This is a genomic window from Dyella sp. C11 (assembly GCF_003121485.1).
Lineage (GTDB): Bacteria > Pseudomonadota > Gammaproteobacteria > Xanthomonadales > Rhodanobacteraceae > Dyella.
Map to the genome: position 1 here is coordinate 76,732 of NZ_QAVX01000005.1, position 25,995 is coordinate 102,726.

General features: G+C 64.6%; 24 protein-coding genes. 15 read left to right on the plus strand and 9 right to left on the minus strand.

Translation table 11 applies throughout. The features are described 5' to 3' along the window. Positions 1–222 precede the first annotated feature (222 nt). Positions 223–912 carry a response regulator gene (locus tag DK366_RS06910; protein ID WP_109124816.1) on the plus strand — a complete coding sequence of 230 codons (690 nt, stop codon included), beginning with the start codon at positions 223–225 and terminating at the stop codon, positions 910–912. Beyond that, entirely contained in the window at positions 909–2,372 is a 1,464-nt protein-coding gene (locus tag DK366_RS06915; protein ID WP_109124817.1) for a sensor histidine kinase, read from the plus strand. The genes DK366_RS06910 and DK366_RS06915 overlap by 4 nt, the downstream gene beginning before the upstream one ends. A gap of 210 nt (positions 2,373–2,582) precedes the next feature. Here DK366_RS06915 and DK366_RS06920 read toward each other — a convergent pair whose 3' ends face one another. Both DK366_RS06920 and DK366_RS06925 read right to left on the minus strand, forming a co-directional pair. Then, complete coding sequence (locus tag DK366_RS06920; protein ID WP_109124818.1) at positions 2,583–3,992, minus strand: aminotransferase class III-fold pyridoxal phosphate-dependent enzyme; 1,410 nt, start codon at positions 3,990–3,992, stop codon at positions 2,583–2,585. Between the two features lie 44 nt (positions 3,993–4,036). Continuing rightward, positions 4,037–4,741, minus strand: coding sequence for an MtnX-like HAD-IB family phosphatase (locus DK366_RS06925; protein WP_109124819.1), 705 nt, complete (start codon positions 4,739–4,741; stop codon positions 4,037–4,039). 234 nt (positions 4,742–4,975) lie between these two features. Between DK366_RS06925 and DK366_RS06930 the strand changes: the two genes are divergently transcribed. The 5 genes from DK366_RS06930 to DK366_RS06950 are packed head-to-tail and all read left to right on the plus strand — an operon-like array spanning position 4,976 to position 10,033. After that, entirely contained in the window at positions 4,976–6,409 is a 1,434-nt protein-coding gene (locus DK366_RS06930; RefSeq protein ID WP_232820945.1) for a TolC family protein, read from the plus strand. Next, positions 6,409–7,542: an ABC transporter permease gene (locus DK366_RS06935; protein WP_109124821.1), complete on the plus strand. Its 1,134-nt coding sequence runs from the start codon at positions 6,409–6,411 to the stop codon at positions 7,540–7,542. The genes DK366_RS06930 and DK366_RS06935 overlap by 1 nt, the downstream gene beginning before the upstream one ends. 3 nt (positions 7,543–7,545) lie before the next feature. Then, positions 7,546–8,298 carry an ABC transporter ATP-binding protein gene (locus DK366_RS06940; RefSeq protein ID WP_109124822.1) on the plus strand — a complete coding sequence of 251 codons (753 nt, stop codon included), beginning with the start codon at positions 7,546–7,548 and terminating at the stop codon, positions 8,296–8,298. Beyond that, complete coding sequence (locus tag DK366_RS06945; RefSeq protein ID WP_109124823.1) at positions 8,295–9,230, plus strand: HlyD family efflux transporter periplasmic adaptor subunit; 936 nt, start codon at positions 8,295–8,297, stop codon at positions 9,228–9,230. The genes DK366_RS06940 and DK366_RS06945 overlap by 4 nt, the downstream gene beginning before the upstream one ends. An 11-nt stretch (positions 9,231–9,241) precedes the next feature. Next, positions 9,242–10,033, plus strand: a complete 792-nt coding sequence (locus DK366_RS06950; protein ID WP_109124824.1) for a MipA/OmpV family protein — start codon at positions 9,242–9,244, stop codon at positions 10,031–10,033. A gap of 21 nt (positions 10,034–10,054) precedes the next feature. On the opposite strand, the gene DK366_RS06955 is transcribed toward DK366_RS06950, so the two are convergent. Together DK366_RS06955 and DK366_RS06960 are read right to left on the minus strand one after the other, a co-directional pair. Continuing rightward, positions 10,055–10,375: a non-heme iron oxygenase ferredoxin subunit gene (locus tag DK366_RS06955; RefSeq protein WP_109124825.1), complete on the minus strand. Its 321-nt coding sequence runs from the start codon at positions 10,373–10,375 to the stop codon at positions 10,055–10,057. Then, entirely contained in the window at positions 10,372–10,914 is a 543-nt protein-coding gene (locus DK366_RS06960) for a GNAT family N-acetyltransferase (protein WP_109124826.1), read from the minus strand. The genes DK366_RS06955 and DK366_RS06960 overlap by 4 nt, the downstream gene beginning before the upstream one ends. Positions 10,915–11,063: 149 nt before the next feature. On the opposite strand from DK366_RS06960, the gene DK366_RS06965 reads away from it, so the two are divergent. Beyond that, entirely contained in the window at positions 11,064–13,103 is a 2,040-nt protein-coding gene (locus tag DK366_RS06965) for a M13-type metalloendopeptidase (RefSeq protein WP_109124827.1), read from the plus strand. Between the two features lie 118 nt (positions 13,104–13,221). Beyond that, the gene (locus DK366_RS06970; protein WP_109124828.1) at positions 13,222–13,485 is read left to right on the plus strand and encodes a DUF333 domain-containing protein; all 264 of its coding nucleotides are present in this window, start codon (positions 13,222–13,224) and stop codon (positions 13,483–13,485) included. 123 nt (positions 13,486–13,608) lie between these two features. Here DK366_RS06970 and DK366_RS06975 read toward each other — a convergent pair whose 3' ends face one another. The 5 genes from DK366_RS06975 to DK366_RS06995 all read right to left on the minus strand — a co-directional run bounded on the left by DK366_RS06975 (position 13,609) and on the right by DK366_RS06995 (position 19,117). Next, positions 13,609–14,856, minus strand: coding sequence for a cysteine desulfurase (locus DK366_RS06975; protein WP_109124829.1), 1,248 nt, complete (start codon positions 14,854–14,856; stop codon positions 13,609–13,611). Positions 14,857–14,888: 32 nt separating this feature from the next. Further along, entirely contained in the window at positions 14,889–16,208 is a 1,320-nt protein-coding gene (sufD, locus tag DK366_RS06980; protein WP_109124830.1) for a Fe-S cluster assembly protein SufD, read from the minus strand. Next, a complete protein-coding gene (gene sufC, locus DK366_RS06985) occupies positions 16,205–16,975 on the minus strand; it encodes a Fe-S cluster assembly ATPase SufC (RefSeq protein ID WP_109124831.1) in 771 nt (256 codons plus the stop codon). Before sufC ends, sufD begins: the two co-directional genes overlap by 4 nt. A 183-nt stretch (positions 16,976–17,158) precedes the next feature. Then, positions 17,159–18,637 (minus strand): Fe-S cluster assembly protein SufB, encoded by a 1,479-nt coding sequence (sufB, locus tag DK366_RS06990; RefSeq protein WP_109124927.1) that lies wholly within the window; start codon positions 18,635–18,637, stop codon positions 17,159–17,161. A 45-nt stretch (positions 18,638–18,682) separates the two neighbouring features. Beyond that, positions 18,683–19,117 carry an SUF system Fe-S cluster assembly regulator gene (locus DK366_RS06995; RefSeq protein ID WP_109124832.1) on the minus strand — a complete coding sequence of 145 codons (435 nt, stop codon included), beginning with the start codon at positions 19,115–19,117 and terminating at the stop codon, positions 18,683–18,685. Between the two features lie 344 nt (positions 19,118–19,461). On the opposite strand from DK366_RS06995, the gene DK366_RS07000 reads away from it, so the two are divergent. The 6 genes from DK366_RS07000 (at position 19,462) to DK366_RS07030 (ending at position 25,965) form a co-directional block, all read left to right on the plus strand. Further along, positions 19,462–19,800 carry a P-II family nitrogen regulator gene (locus tag DK366_RS07000; protein ID WP_109124833.1) on the plus strand — a complete coding sequence of 113 codons (339 nt, stop codon included), beginning with the start codon at positions 19,462–19,464 and terminating at the stop codon, positions 19,798–19,800. After that, complete coding sequence (locus DK366_RS07005; RefSeq protein ID WP_198651458.1) at positions 19,790–21,127, plus strand: ammonium transporter; 1,338 nt, start codon at positions 19,790–19,792, stop codon at positions 21,125–21,127. The genes DK366_RS07000 and DK366_RS07005 overlap by 11 nt, the downstream gene beginning before the upstream one ends. An 855-nt stretch (positions 21,128–21,982) precedes the next feature. Next, a complete protein-coding gene (locus DK366_RS07010; RefSeq protein WP_109124834.1) occupies positions 21,983–22,996 on the plus strand; it encodes a phosphotransferase in 1,014 nt (337 codons plus the stop codon). Further along, the gene (gene murU, locus DK366_RS07015; RefSeq protein WP_109124835.1) at positions 22,993–23,697 is read left to right on the plus strand and encodes an N-acetylmuramate alpha-1-phosphate uridylyltransferase MurU; all 705 of its coding nucleotides are present in this window, start codon (positions 22,993–22,995) and stop codon (positions 23,695–23,697) included. Before DK366_RS07010 ends, murU begins: the two co-directional genes overlap by 4 nt. Positions 23,698–23,840: 143 nt before the next feature. Further along, positions 23,841–24,956 carry a sterol desaturase family protein gene (locus DK366_RS07020; protein ID WP_109124836.1) on the plus strand — a complete coding sequence of 372 codons (1,116 nt, stop codon included), beginning with the start codon at positions 23,841–23,843 and terminating at the stop codon, positions 24,954–24,956. A 73-nt stretch (positions 24,957–25,029) separates the two neighbouring features. Continuing rightward, complete coding sequence (locus DK366_RS07030; RefSeq protein WP_157956466.1) at positions 25,030–25,965, plus strand: hypothetical protein; 936 nt, start codon at positions 25,030–25,032, stop codon at positions 25,963–25,965. Positions 25,966–25,995 lie beyond the last annotated feature (30 nt).

Consider the following 25,995-nt stretch of genomic DNA (forward strand, 5'->3'; position numbering starts at 1 on the left):
TTCTCGAGGGTGGTGCCGGCGCCATGTGGAAGGGCGGCGCATGCAACCGAGTCGCGCGCCCGCTGTCTCAACCCGTGCCGGAGCGCTAAGCTGCCACATCGCGGGCGGCCTGTTCCTGACACAAGCCGGGATGGTGCCACAAATGAGAATCACTCGCAATTCAATCACACTGAGCGACGCGCTTCCCCAAGCGCCGGTATACCGCCCTCTCTGGAACCCGACATGCGCATCCTGATTGCCGAGGACGACCCCTCCATTTCCGCCGGTGTCAGCGCCGCGCTGCGCCAGGGTGGCCACGCGGTGGACAGCGTGACGGATGGCGCCAAAGCCGACGCCGCACTCCGCGACACACCGTACGACCTGCTCATACTCGACCTTGGCCTGCCCAACCTGGACGGCGCCGACGTGCTGCAACGCCTGCGCAAGCGCGGCACCGGTTTGCCGGTGCTGGTGATCACCGCGCGCGAAGGCCTGCGCGAGCGCGTGCGCGTGCTCGATCTGGGTGCCGACGACTATCTGGTGAAGCCCTTTGCGCTGGCCGAGTTCGAAGCGCGTGTACGCGCCCTGCTCCGCCGCTACACCTCGCAGGGTGCGCCCGAACTCACCATGGGTCGCCTGCGCCTGGATCTTCCCGGACATCGCGCATGGATCGACGACAAGCCGCTGGAACTCACCGCGCGCGAGTTCGGCCTGCTTGAAGCGCTGGCGGCCCGCCCGGATCGCGTCACCAGTCGCGCGCAACTCGTCGAAGCGCTTTGCAGCTGGGACGAAGAACTCACCGACAACGGCCTGGACATCGCCATCTATCGACTGCGCCGCAAGCTCGCCGACTCCGGCACGCAGGTGCGCACCATCCGCGGCCTGGGCTACCTGCTCGAAGAAGCGAAGGAAGGCAAGGAAACCAAGGCATGAGTCCAGCACCGGCACAGGGGGACTCCTGGCTCTACAGCATGCTTGAGCCCGATGGCCGGCCCAGCCTGCGCCGTCGCCTGCTGTCCTCGCTGCTGGTGCCGCTGATGATGCTGCTGGCGGTGGAGAGCCTGATCACCTACGGCGGCGCGCTCATCTATTCCAACCACGTGCACGACCGCGACCTGGGCGACGACGCCATGACGCTCGCGCAGATGCTGAGCCAGGAAGACCTCGGCGGCCAGATCTCCCCCCAGGCGCGCTTCCTGCTCGAATACGCCCCGGAAGGCCACAACTACTTCAACGTCAGCAGCCAGAAGCACGGCCTGCTTGCCGGCACCGCGGAACTGCAGCCCGCGCCGTTGAGCGGCGCCAGCTCCGATGGCGAACCGGCACTCTTCACCACCTCGCTCTACACGCCCACGCAGAAGTACCGCGAACTGCGCGCCGCCACGGTGCGCATTCCCAACCTGCAAGACCCGACGGATCAACTCACCGTCACCATGGCGGAGACGTTTCACGATCGCCACCAGCGTGCGCGCGAAATCCTCTTGCTGAGCATTCCGGCCCAGGCACTGCTGATCGCCAGCGTGTTCTTCCTCGTGCTGTATGGCGTGCGCGTAGGCCTGCGCCAGATCGATCCGCTGACGGCCCGCCTCGCTTCGCGCGAGCACGATCTCGCTCCCATCGGCGATGCCGATGTGCCGGTGGAAATCCTGCCGCTCACGCGCACCATCGACGGTTTGTTCGCTCGCCAACGCGGCATGCTGGCTTTGCAGGAGCGTTTCATCGCCGACGCCGCGCACCAGTTGAAGACACCGCTTGCCGGCTTGCGCGTGCACGTTGAGCGCGCGCAGATCGATCCGAGCAAGGAAACGGTGACGGATGCGCTTCAGCACATTCTTCGCCTTACCCAGCGAGCCAGCCGTACGTCCAGCCAGTTGCTGGCGCTTACGCGGGCGCAGTCACCCGAGCTCAGCGAAAGCTCTCCCACGTGCCTGCTCGATCTTGCCCAGCTGATTCCCGAACTGCTGAGCGTGCGCGTACACGACGCCATCGCCGCCGGCGTGGACCTGGGTTACGAGGGCCCTTCCGGCCCGGTCTGGATCGATGGCGATCGTTTGTCGCTGCAGGAAATGCTCGACAACCTGATCGACAACAGCATGCGCTACGCCGGACGAGGCAGCATCCTCACGGCGGGCGTATCGGTGTTCAACAACGAGCCCTGCATTTTCGTCGAGGACAACGGCCCGGGCGTACCGCCGGCCTTTCTCGACCGCCTGGGCGAACGTTTCTTCCGCGTGCCCGGCATGACCGAAGAAGGCACCGGGCTGGGTCTGGCCATCGTGCAACGCATCGCCGAGCGACATCGCGCCAGCGTGCGTTATCTCAACGGCAGCGCAGGCGGACTTCGCGTGGAAGTGGTGTTCCCGCCGGCGCGGACCTCAAAGAACGGCGCGTGAGTGTGGGAGCGCACCCTGTGCGCGACGGCGACAGTGTTGACTGAGGCAGTCGCGCACAGGGTGCGCTCCCACAAAGAGCTCCGGCTCCGCACAAAAAAATACGGCGACGCAATCGCGCCGCCGTTGTCACACTTCCCCTGCATGGGAACCACTTGAGACAAACCGTTGAAGCAACGCCGCGGGGCTTTCACCCCGCGGCGCCTTGATGCATTACATCGCCTTCTTGGCCTTGGTGATCAGCTGGTCGAGCAGCGAGATGGCCAGGTCGATTTCTTCGTGCGTGATGTCGAGCGACGGCGCGAAGGTGATGACGTTCTTGTACCAACCGCCCACGTCGAGCACCAGGCCGATCTTCTTGCCGTTGTGCTCCAGGTCGCCGGCCAGGCCGATGTCGACCATCTTGTCCAGCAGTGCCTTGTTCGGCGTGAAGCCGTCGTCGGTGCAGATTTCCGCACGCAGCGCGAGGCCCAGGCCGTCCACGTCGCCGATTTCCTTGTGGCGCTTCTGCAGATCCTTCAGCGCTTCCAGGAAGTGGGCGCCCTTCTTGGCGACCGAGGTTTCGTAATCCAGCTCGTAACCCATCTTGATCACTTCCAGACCCAGCGAGGTGCCCAGCGGGTTGGAGTTGAACGTGGAGTGCGTGGAGCCCGGCGGGAAGATGGTCGGGTTGATCATCTCTTCGCGCGCCCACAGGCCCGACAGCGGGTTCAGGCCGTTGGTCAGCGCCTTGCCGAAGACGATGGCATCCGGCGTCACGCCGAAGTGCTCGATCGACCACAGCTTGCCGGTGCGCCAGAAGCCCATCTGGATTTCGTCGACCACCATCAGGATGCCGTACTTGTCCAGGACCTTCTTGAGGTCCTTGAAGAAGTTGCGCGGCGGAATGACGTAGCCGCCGGTGCCCTGGATCGGCTCGACGTAGAACGCGGCGTATTCAGCCTGATTGACCTTGGGGTCCCACACGCCGTTGTATTCGGTTTCGAACAGGCGCTCGAACTGGCGCACGCAGGCGTCCGAATACTCATCCGGCGTCATGCCCTTCGGGCGACGGAACGGATACGGGAACGGGATGAACATCGCGCGCTCGCCGAAGTGGCCGAAACGACGACGGTAGCGGTAGCTCGACGTGATGGACGAAGCGCCCAGCGTACGGCCGTGGTAGCCGCCCTCGAAGGCGAACATCAGGCTCTTGCCGCCGGTGTAGTTGCGCACCAGCTTCAGCGAGTCTTCCACCGCCTGCGCACCGCCGACGTTGAAGTGCACGCGACCCTTCAGGCCGAACTTCTGCTGCGCGTCGACCGCAATGGTCTTGGCCAGCTCGATGCGGGTCTGGTGCAGGTACTGCGAAGCCACCTGCGGCAGCACGTCGATCTGGTTCTTCAGCGTGTCGTTCAGACGCTTGTTGCCGTAACCGAAGTTCACGGCCGAGTACCACATCTGCAGGTCGAGGAAGCGCGTGCCGTTGGTGTCGATCATCCAGCTGCCTTCACCGTGGCGGAAGATCTTCGGCGGATCGACGTAATGCACGGTGTCGCCAAAGGAACTCCACTCGGCCTCGTCGGCCAGCAGCTGCTCGTCGGGAATTACAGCGCCCGCGGCGTTCTTATCAAATACGTTCATTGGTAAATCCAGAGACGATCAAAAATGAGAAGGGGCTTTGCTCGTTAGAGCGCAGCGACAGCCGCAGCAGGCTCGCCCGGCGTGTGCTCGGCCAGCAGGCTGCCGTCCAGCAGACGGGGCAGCAGTTCCAGCGCATCCTCGAAGCCGGTGATCGGCACGTACGGGATGCCGGCGGCGCGGCAGTGTTCGATCAGGCGATGCTTGGCGAACACGAAATCGACGCGGTCGGCGGCGCAGAAGTCCGACGCACCGTCGCCGATCAGCAAGGTCTTCGCACCGTTCTTGCTGGCCTGCGCGGCCACGGCGCACTTGCACGTACCGCTGCGGCAACCCTCGGCCTGGAACGGCGAGGTGAGCTGCCACTGACGCGGCGGCGTGGCCGGCGCGAGGTGGTTGGCAGCCAGCGGCAGATCGTCCAGGCCGTAACGGCCAAGGATCTTGTGGATGGCGTAATCGAGCCCGTCGCTGACCACGCGCAGCGGCGTGGAAAGCTCGCGCGTCTTGGCCACGAAGGCCGGGAACGCGTGGTCGATCCACAGCGACGAAAGATGCTTGTCCAGCTCGTCCTGGGTCATGTCCAGCAGGCCAACCTGCCCGGTCATGCATTCGCGCGAGCCGATACGGCCGGCGCGCCAGTCCTGCTCAAGGGTTTCCCAGCCCGGACGGCCGAAACGGTCGAGCAACGAGTCGATCACGTCTTCGACGGAGATGGTGCCGTCGAAGTCGCAGAGAATGGTCCAGCCAGTCACCAGGTGAAACTCCGCTTATGCAGTTTGGTGACAAGCCTAGGGAGGCACCCCTTTCGGCCTCCTTTCTTTCCGAAAGATACTGCGTAAACGTCCTGAACGATGGACCGGCAAATCCGACGGCGTATAAGCATGCCGAAGGGTACGTCCGGTATCCTTACTCGTTCTCCGTCTCAACGTGTTCTAAACTGCAGGAATTTCGTGCTTCAGCGTCGAAACAACCCGGATTTGTTGAACATGGAAGCTACACCACGCCGGGGTCGTCATCTGCTCGTCAGCAGTCTGCTGGCGTGTGGACTTGCGATACTCGCCGGTTGCTCCGTGGCGCCCCTGCCGGAGCTCAAGCCGAACGTGCCCGAGACCTGGCGCAATGCGCCTGCCGGCGTCGCCCCACCGTCGGCGGACCTCCACGGCTGGTGGCAGGCGCTGGGTGATCCCGCCCTGGACGATCTGGTCCAGCGTGCGCTGCAGAACAACCTCGATGTGGCGCAGGCCGCCGAGCGCGTGCGCGCCGCGCGCATCCAGAACCGGCACTCCCACGACCCCTATCTGCCTTCGCTGCACGGTCGCACCAACGATGTGATCGACCCGGACACCACGGCGTCGTATTTCGTCGTCGGCTTCGATGCCGTGTGGGAGCTGCCCCTGTTCGGGGCCTGGCAGAGCAGCAAACGCGTGGCGGCAGGACAGGAAGGCCAGGCCAACGCGGCCTTGCGCGGCGCGCAGGTATCGCTGGTGGCCGAGGTCAGCCGCCGCTGGATCGAACTGCGCACGGCGCAGGAGCAGGCCCGGCTGCTGGGCGCCGTGCGTGACGCACAGCAGGAGCGGCTCAAGCTGTTGCAGGTGCGCGCGCAGCTGAAGCTGGTGCCGCCCGTCGAAGTGGCCAAGACCCAGGCCGAGCTGGCCCACACCGAGGCCGCCCTGACCGAACCGCAGCAAGCCATCAATGCCAGTGCCCAGCAATTGGCGGTGCTGCTGGGGCAGCCCGAGCCCGATCCCGCATGGCTCACGCCCGGCCCCCAGCCGCGCCTGGGTGCATGGCAGCTCGCCACCGCGCCCGCCGACATGCTGCGCGCACGGCCGGAAATCCAGAGCGCCGAAGCCGACGTGCTGCGCGCGGCGGGCGAGCTGGGCATGAGCCGCGCGGAGATCTACCCGCATATCGGCCTCGGTGCGTCGTTGCAATGGTCGGCGAACATCCTGTCGAACTATCGCGTGCACACGGGCGAGGCCATCTCCTCGTATGGTCCGATCCTGGACGTGCCGTTGTTCGACTGGGGCCAGCGCGTGGCCGCTGCGCACGTGAAGGATCACGAACTCAAGGCCGCGGTGTACGCCTATCGCCAGGCCGTGCTGCAAGGCGTGGCCGAAGCGGAAACGGCCATGGGCGACCTGGAGCAAACCCGTATTCGCGAAGAAGCGCTGCAGCGCGCCAGCCAGGCTGTCGATACCAGCATGGCCGCGCTGCGCAAGCGCGCGGAACTCAACCTGGGAAGCAACCTCGACGTGCAGGAAGGCCTGATCGAAAACCAGCGCACGCAGATCGAGCTGGTGGGCGCCATCGCGCAGCGCGACCTCGCCTATGTGGCGCTCTACAAGGCGCTCGGCGGCGCACCGTTGCCGCCGCCCCCTTCCCCGGCACCCGCGCCGGCAGCCGGCGGCGCCGACTGATGGTCGCGCTCGCCCGCAAAACCCTCATCTACGAATGGCGCCGCTTCCTGCCCGCCATTCTCGCCGTGGGCTTCGCCGGCCTGCTGCAGTTGCTGCAGGCGGCCCTGGTGCTCGGCATCTTCGGCAGCGCCAGCGTCTACATCACCGGCTCGTCGGCGGATTTGTGGGCGGGTTATCCCGGCACGCAAAGCGTCAACCTGGGTCGCTCCATCGATTCGGGCGTGGAAATGCGCCTGCGCATGGACCCGGCCGTGACGGCCGTGGAACCGTTCCACTGGGTGGATGCCGACTGGCGTGGGCCCAGCGATACCGGCGGCGTGTCGGTGTTCGTCTCCGGCATCAACGCACGTCCCGACGGCCTGATGTTCGCGCACGCGCTGCCCCTCGCGTTGCGTGCGCGGCTCAACGAACCCGATGCGGTGATCGTGGACAAGGCGGACCTGGACAGCCTGGGCGTCAGCGTGGGCGACAGTGCCGTGATCAACGGCCATCGCGTGCGCGTGGTCGGCGTGAGCAGCGGGTTGCGCGCACTCGGTGGCGTGAACGTGGTGGCCTCGCTCGCTACTGCGGCCGAGCTGGATACCGACCCGTCCAACGCCAGCCGCATGACCTATTTCGTGGCAAAGCTGCGCGATCCCTCGCAGGCCGACGACGTGGCCGCACGGCTGCGCGGCAACAGCGCCTTCGGCAAGTACGACGTGTGGACCGCGCAGGACTTCGCACGCCGCTCGCAGCTCTACTGGATGTTCGACACCGGTGCCGGCGCCGGCGTGCTGTTCCTCGCCGGCATCGTGTTCCTCGTGGGCGCCGTCATCACCAGCCAGACGCTGGTCGCCGCCGTGATCGGCTCGGTACGCGAATACGCCACGCTCAACGCACTGGGCGTGGGCGTGGGCGCGCTGCGAAAGGTGGTGATGGAACAGGCGTTCTGGGTGGGTGCGCTGGGATTGATCGGCAGCATCGTGCTGGGCGCCCTGGCCTTCGTACTCGCGCGCAGCCGCAGCGTGCCGGTGGCGCTGGACCCATGGGCCACGCTCGCCTGCCTTGCGCTGGGCATGGGCCTTGCCATCGTGTCGGGCCTTGCTGCCATGCGCAGCCTGCGCCGCGCCGATCCAGCCACGTTGCTGAGGTAAGCGATGAGCGCGCAACCGAACATGATGCCGTCGATATCGCTGCAGGCCCGCAACGTGGCCAAGTCGTTCACGTCGGGCAAGATCAGCCACACCGTGCTGCACGACCTGACGCTGGACGTGCGCGCGGGCGAACTCACGCTCATCTCCGGTCCATCCGGCTGCGGCAAGAGCACCCTGCTCGCCATCCTCAGCGGCTTGCAGCGCCCCGATGGCGGACACGTCACCGCGCTGGGCCAGGATCTTGGCGTGCTCGGCATGCGCGAGCTGGAACGCTTCCGCCTGCTGCATACGGGTTTTGTGTTCCAGGGCTTCAACCTGTTCCCGGCGCTCAACGCGCTGGAGCAGGTGGAACTGCCGCTGAGCTACCTCGGCCTGGCTCCCGGCGAAGCGCGCCGCCGCGCCATCGCATCGCTGGAAGAAGTCGGCCTGGGACCGCGCATGGACCTGCGTCCTTCCGAGCTCTCCGGCGGCGAGAAACAACGCGTGGCCATTGCCCGCGCGCTGGCCAAGGAGCCCGGCCTGCTGTTCGCCGACGAGCCCACCAGTGCGCTCGACGCGGCCAACGGCCAGATCATCATCGACATCCTCCATCGCATCGCGCGCACCCACGGCACCACCGTGCTGTGCGTCAGCCATGATCCGCGCCTGGTCGGTCACGCGGACCGCGTGCTCGCCATGGAGGATGGCCGTATCCTTAGCGACCGTGTGCCCTCCCCGGCGTCGACGACGTCAGGGCACGAGGAACCCACTGCATGACCCTGCGTCCGCTCTATTCCCTGCTTGCCCTGGCACTGGTCGTACCGGTGCTCGTTGGCTGTTCGCACGACAGCGACCAGGCCAGCACGCAGGCAACGCCCGCCGCCACTTATGCAGCCGTGGCGCGTGGGCGCGTGGACATCGAAGGCGGCCTGCTCAAGCTCAGCATGCCGCGTGAAGGCGTGGTGGCAGACATCAAGGTGCGCGAGGGTGATCACGTGCACAAGGGTCAGGTGCTGGCCGTGCTCGACACGCGCCCTGCCGAACTCGCCGTCAGCGCCGCCGATGCCGAACAGAAGCAAGCCAAGGCGCAGGGCAACCTGCTCGAAGCACGCCTGAAGGCAGCCCAGCAGCGCGCCACCCGCCTGCAGGCTGCCGCAGCGGCCGGCGCAGGCGATGGCCAGAGCGCAGACGACGCAAAAGACGCCGCCAACCAGTTGCAAGGCGAGCTCGACAACGCACGCGCTGCCGAAGCCATGGCTGCGCAGAAGTTGACGGCCGCACGCTATGAGCTGGCACAGCGCAGTCTCGTCGCACCGGTAGATGCCCAGATCGTCGAGCGCGACATCCAGCCCGGCGCCACCGTGTCGCCGCAAGGTGGTGCTGCGTTCGTGCTGCTGCCGGAAGGTGCCCGCATCGTGCGTGCGGAACTCAACGAATCGTTTGTCGGCGCCGTGCACGAAGGCATGCATGCCGAAGTAGTGGATGACAGCGGCAGCGGCGTGCCCATGCTCGGCGCACACGTGCAGCGCATCGGTACCGTGTTCGGCCCGAGCGCACTGGAAGAAGATCCGCTGATCCGCGCCAACACGCGCACGGTGGAATGCGTGCTGGTGTTCGACGAAGCACCGCCGCCGTCGCTGCGCATCGGTCAGCGCGTGATCGTGCAGTTCGGCGACGCCAAGGGAGTTCGCGCCAAGCCTGGCGCGTAGTCTTCGCCGGCATGGTGTCGAAGCGTTCCCGTCTGGCCCGCGCAACCGCGCTGCTGTCCGCCTGCCTGCTTGCCGGCACGGCCATCGCGGATGACGCCACCACTGACGATCGCAACATGATCTTCGGCGCCGGCGTTCAACGCATGCCCGCGTGGCTCGGCTCCAGCGATCACCGCAACCAGCCTGTGCCGTACATCGATGCCGAGTTGCCGTGGCACATCACCGTGTCCATGCTCGACGGCCTCACCATCGATTTCATCCATAGCGGCAACTGGCGCGGCGGCTTCTACGGCAATTACCTGTGGGGTCGCACCCACGACGAACTCGGCCCGCGCCTGGGCGGCATCATGGATTCGCTGTCACCGCGCCTGCAGGGCGGCGGCTATCTCGAATACCAGTTCACCAAACCCTTCAGCGTCGGCGGCAACCTCTCGCACGACACGCAAGGCGCGGGCGCGTACCTCAACCTGTACGCGGACTACGACCTGCCCGCCATCGGCTACTACAACCACGCGCTGGAACTGCAATGGCAAGCCATGAACGGCGCCGCCATGAATCGCTTCTTCGGCGTGTCACCGGAACAGGCCGCCAAACTCGGCACCACACCGTGGTCGCCCGGCGCCGGCAGCCAGCAGATTTCGTTCGAATACGACGCCTACATGCCCACCAGCGTGCACACCGGCGTCGCCGTGGCGATCAACTATGCGCGCCTGCTCGGCGACGCCGACAACAGTCCGCTCGTGCGTCACTTTGGTTCGGCGAACCAGCTCACCACGACGCTGGCGTTTGTCTATCGGTTCTGACGCCGAACCACGCGGCGTCACTCAACGATCGTCGCGCGTCCAGATTTGGCCGTCCACTTCGTGCACGGGGAAACTGGCGATGGGTTCGTAGGCCGGTGGGCAAGTGACGGCGCCGGTGCGCACGTCGAAACGCGCGCCGTGCCGCGGGCATTCCACTTCGAAACCATGCACGTCGCCGCCGGCGAGTTCGCCGCCATCATGGCTGCAGATGTCTTCGATGGCGTAGAGGTCGCCGTCGATGTTGTAGACGGCGATGGCGGTGTCGCCGTCCCAGACGACCTTGTATTCACCGGGCAGCATTTCGCTGCGGGTGCCCACGAAAATCCAGTCGGCGAGGTTCATGCGGTCTCCCCGCCCAGGGCCTTGGTGAGATAGACGAAGCGCAGGTCGTCGCGACGCGGCACGCCGAAGCGTTCGTTGCCATAGGGGAACGGTACCGTGTCGCCGGTGAGTCGATAGCCACGACGCTCGTACCACGCGATCAGATCGGCGCGCTGTTCGATCACCGTCATGCGCATGGACGGCACCTGCCAAGTGTCGCGCGCCACGCGCTCCGCTTCCGTCAGCAGCGCGCGGCCAAGGCCACCCATCTGCTTGTCCGGGTTCACGGCGAACATGCCGAAGTAACCCGCGCCGCCCTGCCGTTCGATATGGCAACACGCCAGCAGCTCGCCTTCCTCTTCTGCCAGCAGCACAAGGCTTCCATCGCGGCCGATCAGCTCGAGCACGTTCTCGGCATCGGTACGCTGGCCGTCAAGCAGATGAGTTTCGGTGGTCCAGCCGCGCTGGCCGGATTCGCCGCGATAGGCCGATTCAACCAAGGCCACGATGGCGGGCGTGTCGGCGGCAGTGGCCGTTCGATAGGCAGGGGCAGTAAGCATCCGCGCATGATACCGCCCTGCCCGGCGCCATACCGAACAATGACCTTCGACACTGTCGGCTGACTGACGTGGCTGCCTAGCCTGTGGATTGGGGTTCGCTGCCCCGCGTACAGACCGGATGCGCGCATCGCATCCCCAAGGGAGAATCCATGAAGAACCGCATTGTGAAACCGCTCGCGCTGGCCGTGGGCCTGGGCCTGTGCACGGCCGCGCTGGCTGCACCCAACGGCTCGTTCGACGTGAAGGAGCTCGACACGAGCAAGAACGTGTGCAACGACTTCAACGGCTTCGTCAATGCGAAGTGGCTTGCCGCCAACCCGATTCCTGCCGACCGCACACGCTGGGGCTCGTTCGACGCATTGCGCGAGGACAGCCTGAATGTGCAGCACGGCATTGTAGACGGCGCCGCGAAGAATGCCGCCACCGCCGCGCCGGGCTCCATCGAGCAGAAGATCGGCTATTTCTACGCGTCGGGCATGGATGAAAGCGCCATCGAGAAGGCGGGCTTCGATCCGATCAAGCCGGAACTGGCACGCATCGATGGCATCAAGAACAGCAAGGATGTCGTTGCCTACATCACCGACAGCTACGCACGCGGCAACCCGGTGACCTTCCGTTTCTACGGCAACGCCGACTTCAAGGATTCCAGCCGACAGATTGCCTACGCCAACCAGGGCGGCCTGGGCCTGCCGACGGCGGATTACTACAGCAAGCCGGACTTCGAAAAGATTCGCACCGAATACGTGGCGCACATTGCGCGTACGCTGCAGTTGACCGGCGTGAGCGAGGCCGACGCGCAGAAACAGGCCAAGGCCGTGATGGCGTTCGAGACGCGCCTTGCTGCGGCATCGCTGGTGCCCACCGAGTTACGCCAGCCGGAGAACCGCTATCACTACGTCAGCATCACCGATGCCGACAAGGTAACGCCGCACTTCGAATGGGCTGCGTTCTTCAAGGCACAGGGCGCCGACGTGAAGGATGGCTTCTCCCTGTCGCAGCCGAAGTATTTCGCCGAGTTCGACAAGATGCTGGCCGACGTGCCGGCAAGTGACTGGCAGGCGTACCTGCGCTACCACGCCATTGCGGCGGCAGCGCCGTATCTGTCCACGCCGTTCCAGCAGGAAGACTTTGCCTTCAACGCCAAGACGCTCAACGGCCAGAAGGAAATGAAGGCGCGTTGGAAGCGCACGCTCGACAGCGTGGAAGACGGCATGGGCATGGCGCTGGGCCAACTCTACGTGGCGCAGACGTTCTCGCCGCAGTCGAAGGCACGCGCCGAGCAACTCGTGTCCGACCTGCGTGCCGCGTACAAGACGCGCATCGAGAACCTGCCGTGGATGAGCGACGCCACCAAGAAGAAAGCGCTGGAAAAGTGGGCCACCTTTACGCCCAAGATCGGCTACCCGGACAAGTGGCGCGACTGGGCCGGCCTCACCATTCCCGGCAGCAACAGCTATTTCCAGAACGTCCAGGCCGCCGACAAGTTCAACTACGACTGGATGGTCGGCAAGATCGGCAAACCGGTGGATCGCACCGAATGGGGCATGACGCCGCAGACGGTGAACGCGTACTACAACTCGCTGAAGAACGAGATCGTGTTCCCGGCCGCCATCCTGCAGCCGCCCTTCTTCGACGCCAAGGCAGATGACGCGCTCAACTACGGTGGCATCGGCGCCGTGATTGGCCACGAAATGGGCCACGGCTATGACGACCAGGGCAGCAAGTTCGACGCGCAGGGCAACAACGTGAACTGGTGGACCGATGAAGACCGCAAGGCCTTCGAAGCCCGCACCGACCTGCTCGCCGACCAATTCAACCATTACGAAGCGCTGCCGGGCAAGTTCGTCAACGGCAAGCTGACCATGGGCGAGAACATCGGCGACCTCGGCGGCCTCAACGCCGCGTACGACGCGCTGCAGATGGCATTGAAGCGCAACCCGGCCGAAGCCAAGAGCAAGATCGACGGCTACACGCAGGACCAGCGCTTCTTCCTCAACTGGGGTCGCGTGTGGCGCGGCAGCATCCGTCCGGAAGCGCAGCTCACGCTGCTCAACACCGATCCGCACGCACCCGCGCAGTTCCGCGCCATTGGTGCGCCGTCGAACATGCCGGCCTTTGCGCAGACGTTCCAGTGCAAGGCAGGCGATGCGATGGTTCGCCCGGCCGACAAGCAGGTGAAGATCTGGTAACGCCCCAGGCTTGCCGATGAAACGAGAACGCCGCGGTCATGCCGCGGCGTTTTTCTTTTCGTCACCACGGGAAGACCCGCGTCGTATAGTGCGGATGGCCAAACGAGGATGCGCCGCCATGAAGCACGCTATCGCCGTCCTGCTCGCCTGTCTGTTGGCGGCATGTGCCACACCCTCACCGGCTCCTTCGTCGGCATCTCAAACGGGACTCGCCAATCCGGCGTCGACCCATTGTGTGCAACAAGGTGGGCAGCTGGACCTGCGCAAGGACACCGCGGGCAATGTGGGCGGCGTTTGTGTGTTCAAGGATGGGCGGGAGTGCGAGGAGTGGGCGCTGTTTCGCGACCATCGCTGTGTCGCGGCTTCGACGCTGAAGCCTTAACTGGATCGCTGGCCACAACCCGAAGAAATCCGGGCGAGGCACCTTTCCGCCCTTTACCGCCTGAGGCCAGGTTGGCCCCTCACCCCAGCCCTCTCCCCGGAGGGGAGAGGGCGTTCGGGTGGGTCACATCAGGAGCTTTCGCACCTTCAACAGTGCGGTGATGAATGCGTCGACTTCTTCGCGGGTGTTGTAGAAAGCGAGCGAGGCGCGCAGCGTGGCGGGCACCTTGAAGAACTGCATCAGCGGATGCGCGCAGTGGTGGCCGGAGCGCACGGCGACACCCTGCAGGTCGAGCAACGTGGCGAGATCCGTGGCTTGCGCGCCGTCGATCAGGAACGAGATGACGGGTTCCTTTTCCTTGGCCTCGCCGACGATGCGCAGGCCGGGAATGTCGCGCAGGCGCTCGGTGGCATAGCTGAGCAGCTGCTGTTCCCACGAGTGGATGGCGTCGAAGCCAATCGAATCGTAGTACTCGATGGCCGCACCCACGCCGGCAAAACCCGCAATGTTCGGCGTGCCGGCTTCGAACTTGTGCGGAGGCGCGGCGAACGTGGTGCCGGAGAAGCTCACCTCGCGAATCATCTCGCCACCACCGAAGAACGGCGGCATGGCTTCCAGATGTTCCTTGCGTGCCCACAAGCCGCCCGTGCCCGTGGGCGAGAGCATCTTGTGACCGGTGAACGCGTAGAAATCGCAACCCAGCGCCTGCACATCCACCGGTCGATGCGGCACGGCCTGCGAGCCATCCACCACCAGCGGAATGCCGCGCTTGCGGCACTCGCGGGCGATCTCGCGCACCGGGTTCACCGTGCCCAGCACATTGGAGACATGCGTGACGCAGGCCAGCTTTACGTCCGGCGTGAGCATCTCGATGTACTTCTCAAGAATCAGCTCGCCGCGATCGTCGATGGGCGCCGCCTTCACCGTCGCGCCCGTGCGCGAGGCCACGATCTGCCACGGCACGATGTTGGCGTGGTGCTCCATCACCGTGGTGAGGATGCTGTCGCCTTCCTTCAGGCGCGGCATGGCGAAGCTGTAGGCAATGAGGTTCATCGCCTGCGTGGTGCCGGAGGTGAGGATCAACTCGTTGCGCGACGTGGCGTTGATGAACCGCGCCAGCTTGTCTCGTGCGCCTTCGTAGGCGGCCGTGGCTTCTTCGCCAATCAGATGCACCGCGCGCGACACGTTCGCGTTGCGCAGGCGATAGTGCTGGTCCACCGCCTCGATCACGCTCAGCGGCTTCTGGCTGGTATTGGCGTTGTCGAAATAAATCAGCGGCTTGTCGTGCACCGTGCGCGACAGCAGCGGGAAATCGGCGCGGATGCGCTCGACGTCGAAAACGGTGGGACTCGGCTGGGTCTGTGCGTTCATCGGGTCGGTTGCCTTTCTGCTGTCGGCCGCGCTCAGGCGGTGGGCAGGTTTGCCATTAGTTGTGCGTCGATATGCTCGCGCAACGCATCGTTGTCCAGCGAATCGAATACCGCGCGACAGAACGCCGTGGTGAGGATGGAACGCGCCTCGGCTAACGGAATGCCACGCGAGCGCAGGTAGAACAGCGAGCGCTCGTCGAGCTGGCCCACTGTGGCGCCGTGCGCGGCCTTCACTTCGTCGGCATAGATTTCGAGTTCGGGCTTGGTGTCGATCTCCGCGCTGCCGGAAAGCAGCAGATTCTTGCTGCTCAGGCTGGCATCGGAACCATCCGCGCCTTCGGCCACGACGATGGCACCGCGGAACACACCGCGCGAACGCTCATCGGCCACGCCGCGCCACACGGATTCGGACGCCGTGTTCAACGCCGCATGATGGATCGACATCTGCGTATCGACATGCTGGCGACCGCGCAGTGCAAACACGCCGCGCGTATCCAGGCGCGAACGGTCGCCCGCCAACGTGGCATGCAGATCGTGGCGCACCAGCGAGCCACCCAGTTCCAGCACATGGAAGGCCGCGTGCGCGTCGGTATCCAGCTGCACACTGTCGTGACGCACCAGCGTGCTGCCTTCCGAGGCCTTCTGCAGCGTCACGTGGCGAAGCTTCGCGCCCTTGCGCAGCACGATGTCGGTGACCTGCGTGCCGAGATTTTGATGCGTGCCGAACGCGACATGCTGCTCGACAAGCGACAGCTCGCTACCTTCGCCCAACTCAACGATGTGGCGCACATGCGAGGCCACGTCGCCTTCGGACGGGGCACCCACGAAAACCAATTGCACCGTTTCACGAATGATTGCGCCAGCAGCCACGCGAAGCACCACGCCGTCGGAAGCGAGTGCAGCATTGAGGCGGGCGAATACGTCACCGCCTTCGCGGTAGTGACGCGACAGCGCAAAGCGCAGCGGCTCGGCGTCACCCTTGAGCGCCTGCGACAGCGGCTGCAACGTCAGGCCGGCCGGCAATGCGTCGACGCGCGAAAGATCAGCGCGGAACACGCCATTGACGAAGACCAGCGACGGGCCACTGACACCCGACAGCGCAAAACCGTCCACATCGATGGCGCGCGTCGATGCCTGCGCATCGGCCGAAGCGAAACGACGCTGGCCGAGCGCGCGCAGCGCGGTGTACTTCCAGGCTTCGGTACGCGTGTCCGGCAGACCGCCTGCAGCAAACGCGTCGAGATTCTCGCGGCGCGCGGCATCCAGCCAGCCGATGCCGCTGCCCGGAAGCTGCGCCTGCGCGGCGGCCTCCAGCAGCGAGTCGACGAAGGGCGTGCGTTGCGCCTCGCTCATGCCGAGGCTCCGGTCAGCGCGGGATCCTTGTCATTCACCCACGCATAGCCCTGCTCTTCCAGCTTCAGCGCCAGCGTCTTGTCGCCGCTCTGCACGATGCGACCGTCGGCCAGCACGTGCACGAAGTCCGGCTCGATGTAGTCGAGCAGGCGCTGGTAGTGCGTGATGACCAGGAAGCCACGCTCGCTCGAACGCAGCGCGTTCACGCCCTGCGCCACCTGCTTGAGCGCGTCGATGTCCAGGCCCGAATCGGTCTCGTCGAGAATGGCGAGCTTCGGTTCCAGCACGGCCATCTGGAAAATCTCGTTGCGCTTCTTCTCGCCACCCGAGAAACCTTCGTTCACTGCGCGATGCAGCAGCTCGTCGGAGATCTGCATGATCTTGAGCTTCTCGCGCACCAGCTTCAGGAACTGCATGGAATCGAGTTCCGACTCGCCGCGCTGCTTGCGCTGCGCGTTGAGCGCGGCGCGCAGGAAGTAGGTGTTGTTCACGCCCGGGATTTCCACCGGGTACTGGAACGCGAGGAACACGCCGGCAGCAGCGCGCTCTTCCGGTTCCAGCGCCAGCAGGTCGCCGCCATTGAACGTGACCGAACCTTCCGTCACCTCGTAACCGTCACGACCCGAGAGCACGTTACCCAGCGTGGATTTGCCCGCGCCGTTGGGTCCCATGATCGCGTGCACTTCGCCGGGATTCACGGTGAGCGTGAGGCCCTTGAGGATGTCCTTGCCCTCGACGCGGGCGTGCAGGTTTTCGATCTTTAGCATGGCGGGATACGAGTTCTGAAAGGGATAGGGTGCAGGCGAAAGGTACGTGAAGCGAAAATGCGGACAAATCGTGACTAACAGCGTGGTGCAACGAAGATTGCGAAAGTCTTCAAAGTCCCGTCATTCCCGCCTTCGCGGGAATGACGAGCAAGAGCGAAAGCGTTTCGGCGCTCATGGGCTGCCTCAACCCACCGCGCCTTCCAGCGACACTTCCAGCAGCTTCTTCGCTTCCACGGCGAATTCCATCGGCAGCTCGCGGAAGACCTGCTTGCAGAAGCCGTCGACGATCATCGACACGGCGTCTTCCTCGCCGATGCCGCGGCTGCGGCAGTAGAACAGCTGATCGTCGGAAATCTTGGAGGTGGTTGCCTCGTGCTCGACGATGGCCGAGGGGTTCTTCACTTCCATGTACGGGAAGGTGTGCGCGCCGCACTTCTTGCCGATCAGCAGCGAGTCGCACTGCGTGTAGTTGCGCGCACCTTCGGCACCCTTCTCCACCTTCACCAGGCCGCGGTAGCTGTTGGAGCTGCGACCGGCGCTGATGCCCTTGGAGACGATCTTCGACTTGGTGCCCTTGCCGATGTGGATCATCTTCGTGCCGGTGTCGGCCTGCTGGCGATGGTGCGTGAGCGCCACGGAATAGAACTCGCCCACCGAACGGTCGCCACGCAGCACGCAGCTGGGGTACTTCCAGGTGATGGCGGAACCCGTTTCCACCTGCGTCCAGGAAATCTTGGAATCCGCGCCGCGGCAATCACCACGCTTGGTGACGAAGTTGTAGATGCCGCCGACGCCGTTTTCGTCGCCCGGGTACCAGTTCTGCACGGTGGAATACTTGATCTGCGCCTTTTCCAGCGCGACCAGTTCAACGACCGCTGCATGCAGCTGGTTCTCGTCGCGCATCGGCGCGGTGCAGCCTTCCAGGTACGACACGTACGCGCCGTCTTCGCAGATGATCAGCGTGCGCTCGAACTGGCCGGTGTGACCGGCGTTGATGCGGAAGTACGTGGACAGCTCCATCGGGCAACGCACGCCCTTGGGGATGAACACGAACGAGCCGTCGGAGAACACGGCGGAGTTGAGCGCGGCGAAGTAGTTGTCGCCCACCGGCACCACGCTGCCGAGGTACTGCTTCACCAGCTCGGGATGTTCGCGGATGGCTTCGCTCATCGAGCAGAAGATGACGCCCGCTTCGGCCAGTTCCTTGCGGAAGGTGGTGCCGACGGACACCGAATCGAACACCGCATCCACGGCCACGCCCGCGAGCCTGGCGCGCTCGTGCAGCGGCACGCCGAGCTTGTCGTAGGTTTCCAGCAGCTTCGGATCGACTTCGTCCAGCGACTTCGGCTTGTTCTTGGGCGAGGCGTAGTAGCTGATCGCCTGGAAATCGATGGCGCCGATCTTCAGCTTGGCCCAGTGCGGCTCCGGCATGGGCAGCCAGTGGCGGTACGCCTTGAGGCGCCACTCGGTCATCCACTCCGGCTCGTGCTTGAGCGCGGAAAGTTGGCGAATGATGTCTTCGGACAGGCCGGGCGGCAGGCTGTCGGTCTCGATGTCGGGGACGAAACCGGCTTCGTAGCGACGGCCCAGCGCGGCAGCCACTTCGGCGTTGTCGCGAAGCGTGGCGGAGATATCGCTGCGGTCGGTGGTTTCGGTAGTCATGGCGGTCTTGGTGTCGTCGTCGCGTGTCATGGGGAAGCCTTCAGCTCATCCAACCGGATGGCTGTCGACGCGAGGACTGGGTGGTTTGAGCATGTCCGAGAGGCTGATGGCGCGCAGCGCGCTGTCCACCACGCTGTTGACGTGCTGCCAGTTGGAGCGCACGCCGCATTGGGATTCGCGTTCGCACACGCCGTCGGCGAGGCTGCATTCGGTCATGCCGATGGGGCCTTCCAGCGCTTCGACGATCTGCGCCAGGGTGATGTCGCCCGCCGGGCGCGCCAGGCGGTAACCGCCGTTGACGCCGCGGAAGGATTCGACCAGCCCGGCATGACCCAGCGACTTCAGCAGCTTGCTCACGGTAGGCAATTCCAGGCGCGTCTCATCGGCGATGTCCGCCGTGCTGAGGACGTCGTCGGGATGGGCAGCGATGCAGGTCATCACCACCGTGGCGTAATCGGTGAGTCGGCTGACGCGGAGCATGGGGGAATCGGCCAGGGAGACTGCGGGAATCGGTACCAAAATGGTACTGATTAATGGCTTGCCGGTCAAACCGCGGCGGTGCACCAAAAGCGGGATTGGAGCGCCATGCGCTGCTCTTTTTCCGGGCAATCGCAAGGCCACCGCCTACCCCAACCTCCATTTCCCCTCACCGTCATCCCCGCAAAGGCGGGGATCCAGTGACTTTTGCTCTCACCTAACTCATTGAAAGGCGATGAATTCCCGTCTTCGCGGGAATGAGGCGAAGGAAACCGGCGGCCGTGGCCAGCCCCGTGGCACGCATCCTGCTGCACCGCGACATATCTACCGCACGGGGAGCGTTGGGGATGAAGTGGATTACGGCGATCATCAAGCCGTTCACGCTGGACGACGTGCGTCAGGCGCTGACGGAAGTGGGAGTGACGGGCATGACCGTCACGGAGGTGAAGGGCTTCGGCCGCCAGCACGGCCATACCGAGCTCTATCGGGGCGCCGAATACGTGGTGGATTTCCTGCCCAAGCTGAAGCTTGAGGTAGCCGTGGCGGACGACCAGCTGGACCGGGCGGTGGAGGCCATCATCGGCGCCGCACGCACCGGCAAGATCGGCGACGGCAAGGTGTTCGTGAGCGACCTGGAACAGGCCATCCGCATTCGCACGCAGGAGGTCGACGTCGATGCGCTTTGACCGGACGACAGGCAAGACTCTCCTCGCGCTCTGCGGCCTTCTGGTCACGTCGCCCGCGTGGTCGCAAGCGGCAGCCGCGCCCGCGCATATCGATAGCGGCGACACGGCGTGGATGCTCACCGCCACCGCCTTCGTGCTGCTGATGACCATTCCCGGCCTCGCGCTGTTCTATGGCGGCATGGTGCGCGCGAAGAATCTTCTCTCCGTGCTGATGCAGTGTTTCGCCATCACCGCGCTGGTGTCGGTGCTTTGGATGGTCTACGGCTATTCGCTCGCCTTCAGCACGGAAGGCATGCAGGCCGGCGTAACCAACCTGCATTCGTTCATTGGCGCAGCGGATCGCTTTCTGCTCGCCGGGCTGAAGCCGGATTCACGCTACCAGACGGTGCCTGAAAGCGTGTTCGTGATGTTCCAGCTTACCTTCGCGATCATCACGCCGGCACTCATCATCGGCGCATTCGCCGAACGCATGAAGTTCAGCGCGCTGCTGTGGTTCAGCGGATTGTGGCTCACCATCGTTTACCTGCCGGTGGCGCACATGGTGTGGAGCGGACCGGGTTCGTTCCTTGGCGACCTGGGCGTGCTCGATTTCGCGGGTGGCACGGTGGTGCATATCAACGCGGGTATCGCGGGCCTGGTGGCGTGCCTGGTCATCGGCAAGCGTCGCGGTTATCCCAACGTGCCCATGCCGCCGCACAACCTCGGCTACACCGTGGTGGGCGCCAGCCTGCTGTGGCTGGGCTGGTTCGGTTTCAACGCGGGCTCCGCCGTCGCGGCGAACGGCAGCGCCGGCATGGCGATGCTGGTGACGCAGATCGCCACGGCCGCCGCCGCGCTGGGTTGGCTCGCCGTCGAATGGATCGTGCACGGTCGCCCCAGCGTGCTGGGCATCGTGTCGGGCGCAGTCGCTGGCCTGGTCGCCGTCACGCCTGCGGCCGGTACGGCAGGTCCGGGCGGTGCGCTCGTGCTCGGCCTTATCGCCGGCGTCATCTGCTTCTTCAGCGCCACGCGCCTCAAGCACAAGCTGGGTTATGACGATTCGCTGGACGTGTTCGGCGTGCACGCCATCGCCGGCATCGTGGGCGCGTTGCTCACGGGTCCGCTGGCATCACCGAAGCTCGGTGGTTTCGGCACGGTGGAATCGCTGGGTGGCCAGCTGTGGATTCAGGCGAAGGGCGTGGGTTTCACCGTGGTGTGGAGCGCCGTACTGAGCCTGGTCATCCTGAAGCTGATCGACTGGACGCTGGGCCTGCGCGTGGACGACGAGCAGGAGCAGATTGGCCTGGACATCGCGCTGCACGAAGAGAAGGCCTACAACCTCTCCTAACGCCGCACCGTTACTCCCTCTCCCCGCCGGGGAGAGGGTTGGGGTGAGGGGCTGACCTCGCGAGCGCGTTTCCCCTGTGGGAGCGCACCCTGTGCGCGACAACCGACCCGAGCGGCAACCATGACACGCCGCGGTCGCGCACAAGGTGCGCTCCTACAGTTAGGGCACATCCACCGCCGAACTGCTCGCATGATCACGTGCCACACGCCATGACAACCATCATGCGTGCCGCCACCTGGCTCCCTCTCCCCTCTGGGGAGAGGGTTGGGGTGAGGGGCCAACCTCGCGAGCGCTTCCCCTGTGCGTGACAACCGACCCGAGCGGCGACCATGACGCGCCGCGGTCGCGCACAAGGTGCGCTCCTACAGTTAGGGCACATCCACCGTCGAACTGCTCGCATGATCACGTGCCACACGCCATGACAACCATCATGCGTGCCGCCACCTGGCTCCCTCTCCCCTGCGGGGAGAGGGTTGGGGTGAGGGGCCGACCTCGCGAGAGCGTTTCCCCTGCGGGCGGCAACCGAACGAAACGGCAACCATGACACGCCGCGGTCGCGCACAAGGTGCGCTCCTACAGTTAGGGCTCATCCACCGTCGAACTGCTCGCATGATCACGTGCCACACGCCATGACAACCATCATGCGTGCCGCCACCTGGCTCCCTCTCCCCTCCGGGGAGAGGGTTGGGGTGAGGGGCCAACCTCGCGAGAACATTTCCCCTGTAGGAGCGCACCCTGTGCGCGACAACCGACCCGAGCGGCGACCATGACACGCCGCGGTCGCGCACAGGGTGCGCTCCTACAGTTGGGACACGGCTCCCGCTAAGCTGCGCGTATCACCACTCGCCGCTCACCATGACCACCCTCACCGACCGCGCCGCCGCCCGTCTTGCCTGGACTCGATCCGTCCTTGGCGACGCCACGCTCGAGCTTTCCTCGGCCTCGTCCGATGCCAGTTTTCGCAGTTACTGGCGCACTCAACACGACGGCAAAAGCTGGGTCGTGATGGACTCCCCGCTGGACAAGGAAGACCCACGCCCCTGGCTGGTGATCGGCGAACAGCTGGCAGCGGCTGGGATTCACGTGCCGGCGGTCTACGCGAAGGATCTCGACCAGGGCTTTCTGCTGATCGAAGACCTCGGCTCGCAGCTCTACCTGCCCGCCTTGAACGACGACACCGCCGATCGCCTCTACAGTGACGCCATGGATGCGCTGCTCTTGATGCAGGCACGCATGGCGCATACGGATCTTCCGCTGTTCGATCGCGAGCGCCTGGTAAGCGGGCTGGAAGTGATGCCCGAATGGTTTCTCCAGAAGCATCTGGGCTACACGCCCACGTGCGGCGAATGGGACGTACTGGAAGCGGCATTCAACGTCATCATCCACAACGCACTGGAACAGCCGCGCCGCTTCGTGCATCGCGACTATCACAGCCGCAACCTGCTCATCGTCGACGACAACAATCCCGGCGTCATCGATTTCCAGGGCGCGTTATCCGGCCCCATCACCTACGACCTCGCGTCCCTGCTGCGCGATGCGTACATCGTGTGGCCGCGCGAGCGTGTCGAAGGCTGGGTGGAGTCGTATCGCCAGCGTTTGCTTGCAGCTGCCGTCATCGATGAAAAAGTAAGCCGTGAACGTTTCCTGCGCTGGTTCGATCTCACCGGCCTGCATCGCCATATCCGCGTGCTCGGCCAGTTCTACCGACTGTGGTATCGCGACGGAAAGTCCGGTTATCTCGCCGACGTGCCGCGCGTGTATCACTACGTGGTTTCCGTCGCGGAACGCTATCCCGAGCTGGCCGACTTCGTCGCGCTGCTCAAACAGCACGCAGAAGGACGCGACCTTACGCAGGTCGCCGCGGCATGAGGCATGCACTGATCTTTGCTGCGGGACTCGGCGAGCGCATGCGTCCGCTGACCGATCACACGCCCAAGCCCTTGCTGGAAGCGGGCGGCAAGCGTCTCATCGAATGGCATCTGGAAAAACTTGCCGCCATCGATGTGCGCTACGTGGTGATCAACACCTCGCACCTGGCCGACCAGTTTCCCGAGGCGCTGGGCGATGGCTCGCGCTGGGGCATGCGCATCCGTTACGCGTACGAAGGCCCCACGCCGCTGGAAACCGGCGGCGGCATGCTCAATGCGCTGCCCCTGCTGGGCTCCGAGCCTTTCATCGTGATCAGCGCCGACGTGTGGACCGACATGGATTTCTCGACGCTGCCCGTCGAGCCACGCGGCGTCGGTCATCTGCTGATGGTCGACAACGCGCCCCATCATCCCCTCGGCGATTTTTCACTGGACGCTCAGGGGCTGATTCACGCTGACGACAGCGCGCCGCGACTCACCTACAGCGGCATCGGCGTTTTTCGCCGCGAGCTTCTCGATGCGTGGCAGGACGTGGCGCATGACGCGGCCGCGAAGGAAACGCCGCCCCGCTTCAAGCTGCGCCCGCTGCTTGAGCGCGCCATCGCTCGCCGCGAGCTGACCGGCAGCCACTACCGGGGCGCATGGACCGATGTGGGAACACCGCAGCGCCTCAAGGAACTGGACGAACGTCTACGCCGCTGAGGCAGCCCGGCGAAAGGTAACCTGCGCAAAATCCTGCCGGTTGGATGCCGCCGCAAGCCGGAGGTATCCTGAACCGCCCGGTTCTGTAGTGCCTCGCATCGCCCCGCTGCAGGACCGACACGTTTCCTCGCAAGGTGTCGACGATGTCCGAACTGTGGTCCCATCTGGTCAGCTGGTTCGCCAGCCACGGCGTGCTGCCGGTGCTGCAATTCCTGCATCTGGAAGGCCTGGCCGGCGATCCGAGCGACATCTCCGCCTCGCTGCTCATCGCCGCGTTCCAGCTGTGCGTGATCGGACTTATCTTCCGTCCGCTGGAAAGCATCGTGCCCGCGGAGAAGTGGGAAAACCGCAAACTCACCAGCGTGGACTTCCAGTACACGGTGATGATGCTGGTCGGCATCTTTCCGATCTTCAGCTATCTCATCCTCACGCCCATCGCCAACTACTTTGGCGGACCCGACACCGGCCCGGGCGATGCCAGCGCCTCGCCGCTCGCCATCACGCACTGGGTGCCCTGGCTGAAGCAGCATCCGTGGCTGCTGTTCGGCTGCTACTACGTGGTTTACGACCTGGTGTACTACTGGATGCATCGCCTGCAACACGCCCTGCCGTGGTGGTGGGCGCTGCACAGCATGCATCACAGCACGCGCCAGATGAGTTGCTGGACGAACGATCGCGGCAGCCTTATCGATGGCTTCATCCAGTCGATGATTCTCGCCTGCGTCGGCATCGTGATGGGCGTGGAACCCGAACAGTTCGCATGGCTGGTGCTGATGGGTGAACTGGTGCAGAACTTCTCGCACGCCAACGTACGCATCGCCTTCGGCCCGGTGTTCAACCGCGTGCTCGTATCGCCCAAGTTCCACCGCCTGCATCACATGCTGGTGGACCCCACCCGCCCCAACCTGCACAACTGCAACTTCGGCCAGGTGTTCTCCATCTGGGACGTGATCTTCGGCACCGCGCTCTACAACGAACCGCTGCGCCCCACCGGCGTGGGTGACCCGATGGTGGATGACGACAACAACCGCAACCTGGTCGGCCTGCACTGGAATGCCGCCAAGCGCTTCTGGGGTTCGGTGCGCCGGCTGGAAGGCTGGAAGTTCGGCGAAGTGGCTTTTGGTCCGGATTACCGGCCGATTCCGGTGGATCAGCTGGATCTGCATGGGCTGGCGCATCATGTGATGCAGCCGGCCAAGTCGGTGGACGAAACCCTGGGTGAAACCGCGCCCTCCCGCGAATCTGCCGAACCTGCCTGATCCCGAATCCGGCGACCCGACCGACGGTACACTGAGTCCCTCCGGGCCGTGATGGCTCGACAGGGAGTCTTTCTTGTCAGCCACGTCCACTCATGCGCCTCACGGAACGACCCTCCTGGACGGTCGCGATGGCATACGGTTCGTCAAGCCATCCGGCAGCAGTTATCAACCCTGCGTCGATTTCATCCGCCACAGCGCAGACGACAAACTGATTCTCTGGCTGCAAGCCATTCCCGACCATGACGCCGTAGCCATGCTTTTGAGCTGCGATGGCGTGGAGCACGTCCATCGAGTGCATGTGCAGACTCGTCACCTGGAAGATCCGTCGCGACTTTCATCGCTCCATCATCTCCGTACCTTCGGCGCCGATGATGCGATCGCGATGGACTTCCGTCACATGGCCCGGCTATGGGCGCTGGGTGGCGTCTGGTCCGAGCACTGGCAAGGTCTGGAACACTGCACTTCGCTTCGCAGCCTGCATGTCTCCGCCTTCCAGCGTAAGTCGTTCGAATCCCTGCCTCTGATCGAACAATACGAGGACCTGACGCTCATCCAGACTCGCGTTGCCTCACTCCGAGGACTGGAACAGGCGAGCAAGCTCACGCATCTGTCGATTTCGCATGCTTCCGCCCTCGTTGATATCAGTGCGCTCGGCTCGTCGAAGTCGCTTCGGCGCGTCGAATTTGATGGATGCAGGAAGATTCACGACTTCAGTGTCATCGGGCAGCTGGAACAACTTGAGCTGCTCAGCCTGCACCGCTGCGGCACCATCGCATCGCTGGGATTCATAAGACGGAATGTGCATTTGCGTGGTTTGGGACTGATCGAAACGCGACCCGCCGATCTCGACCTCAGCCCATGCATGGATCATCCGACGCTGCGGCATTTCGGTGCAACGGCATTTCGCGGCGCCACGCCTAGCGTAAGAAACGTGGAGAAAGCGCTGGAGGCGCGAAGCCAAGCTCAAGCTTCGTCATCCGGTTCCTCGCACGATCAAGTTCTGCACTAAAGAAAAGGCCCGGGAAATCCCGGGCCTTTT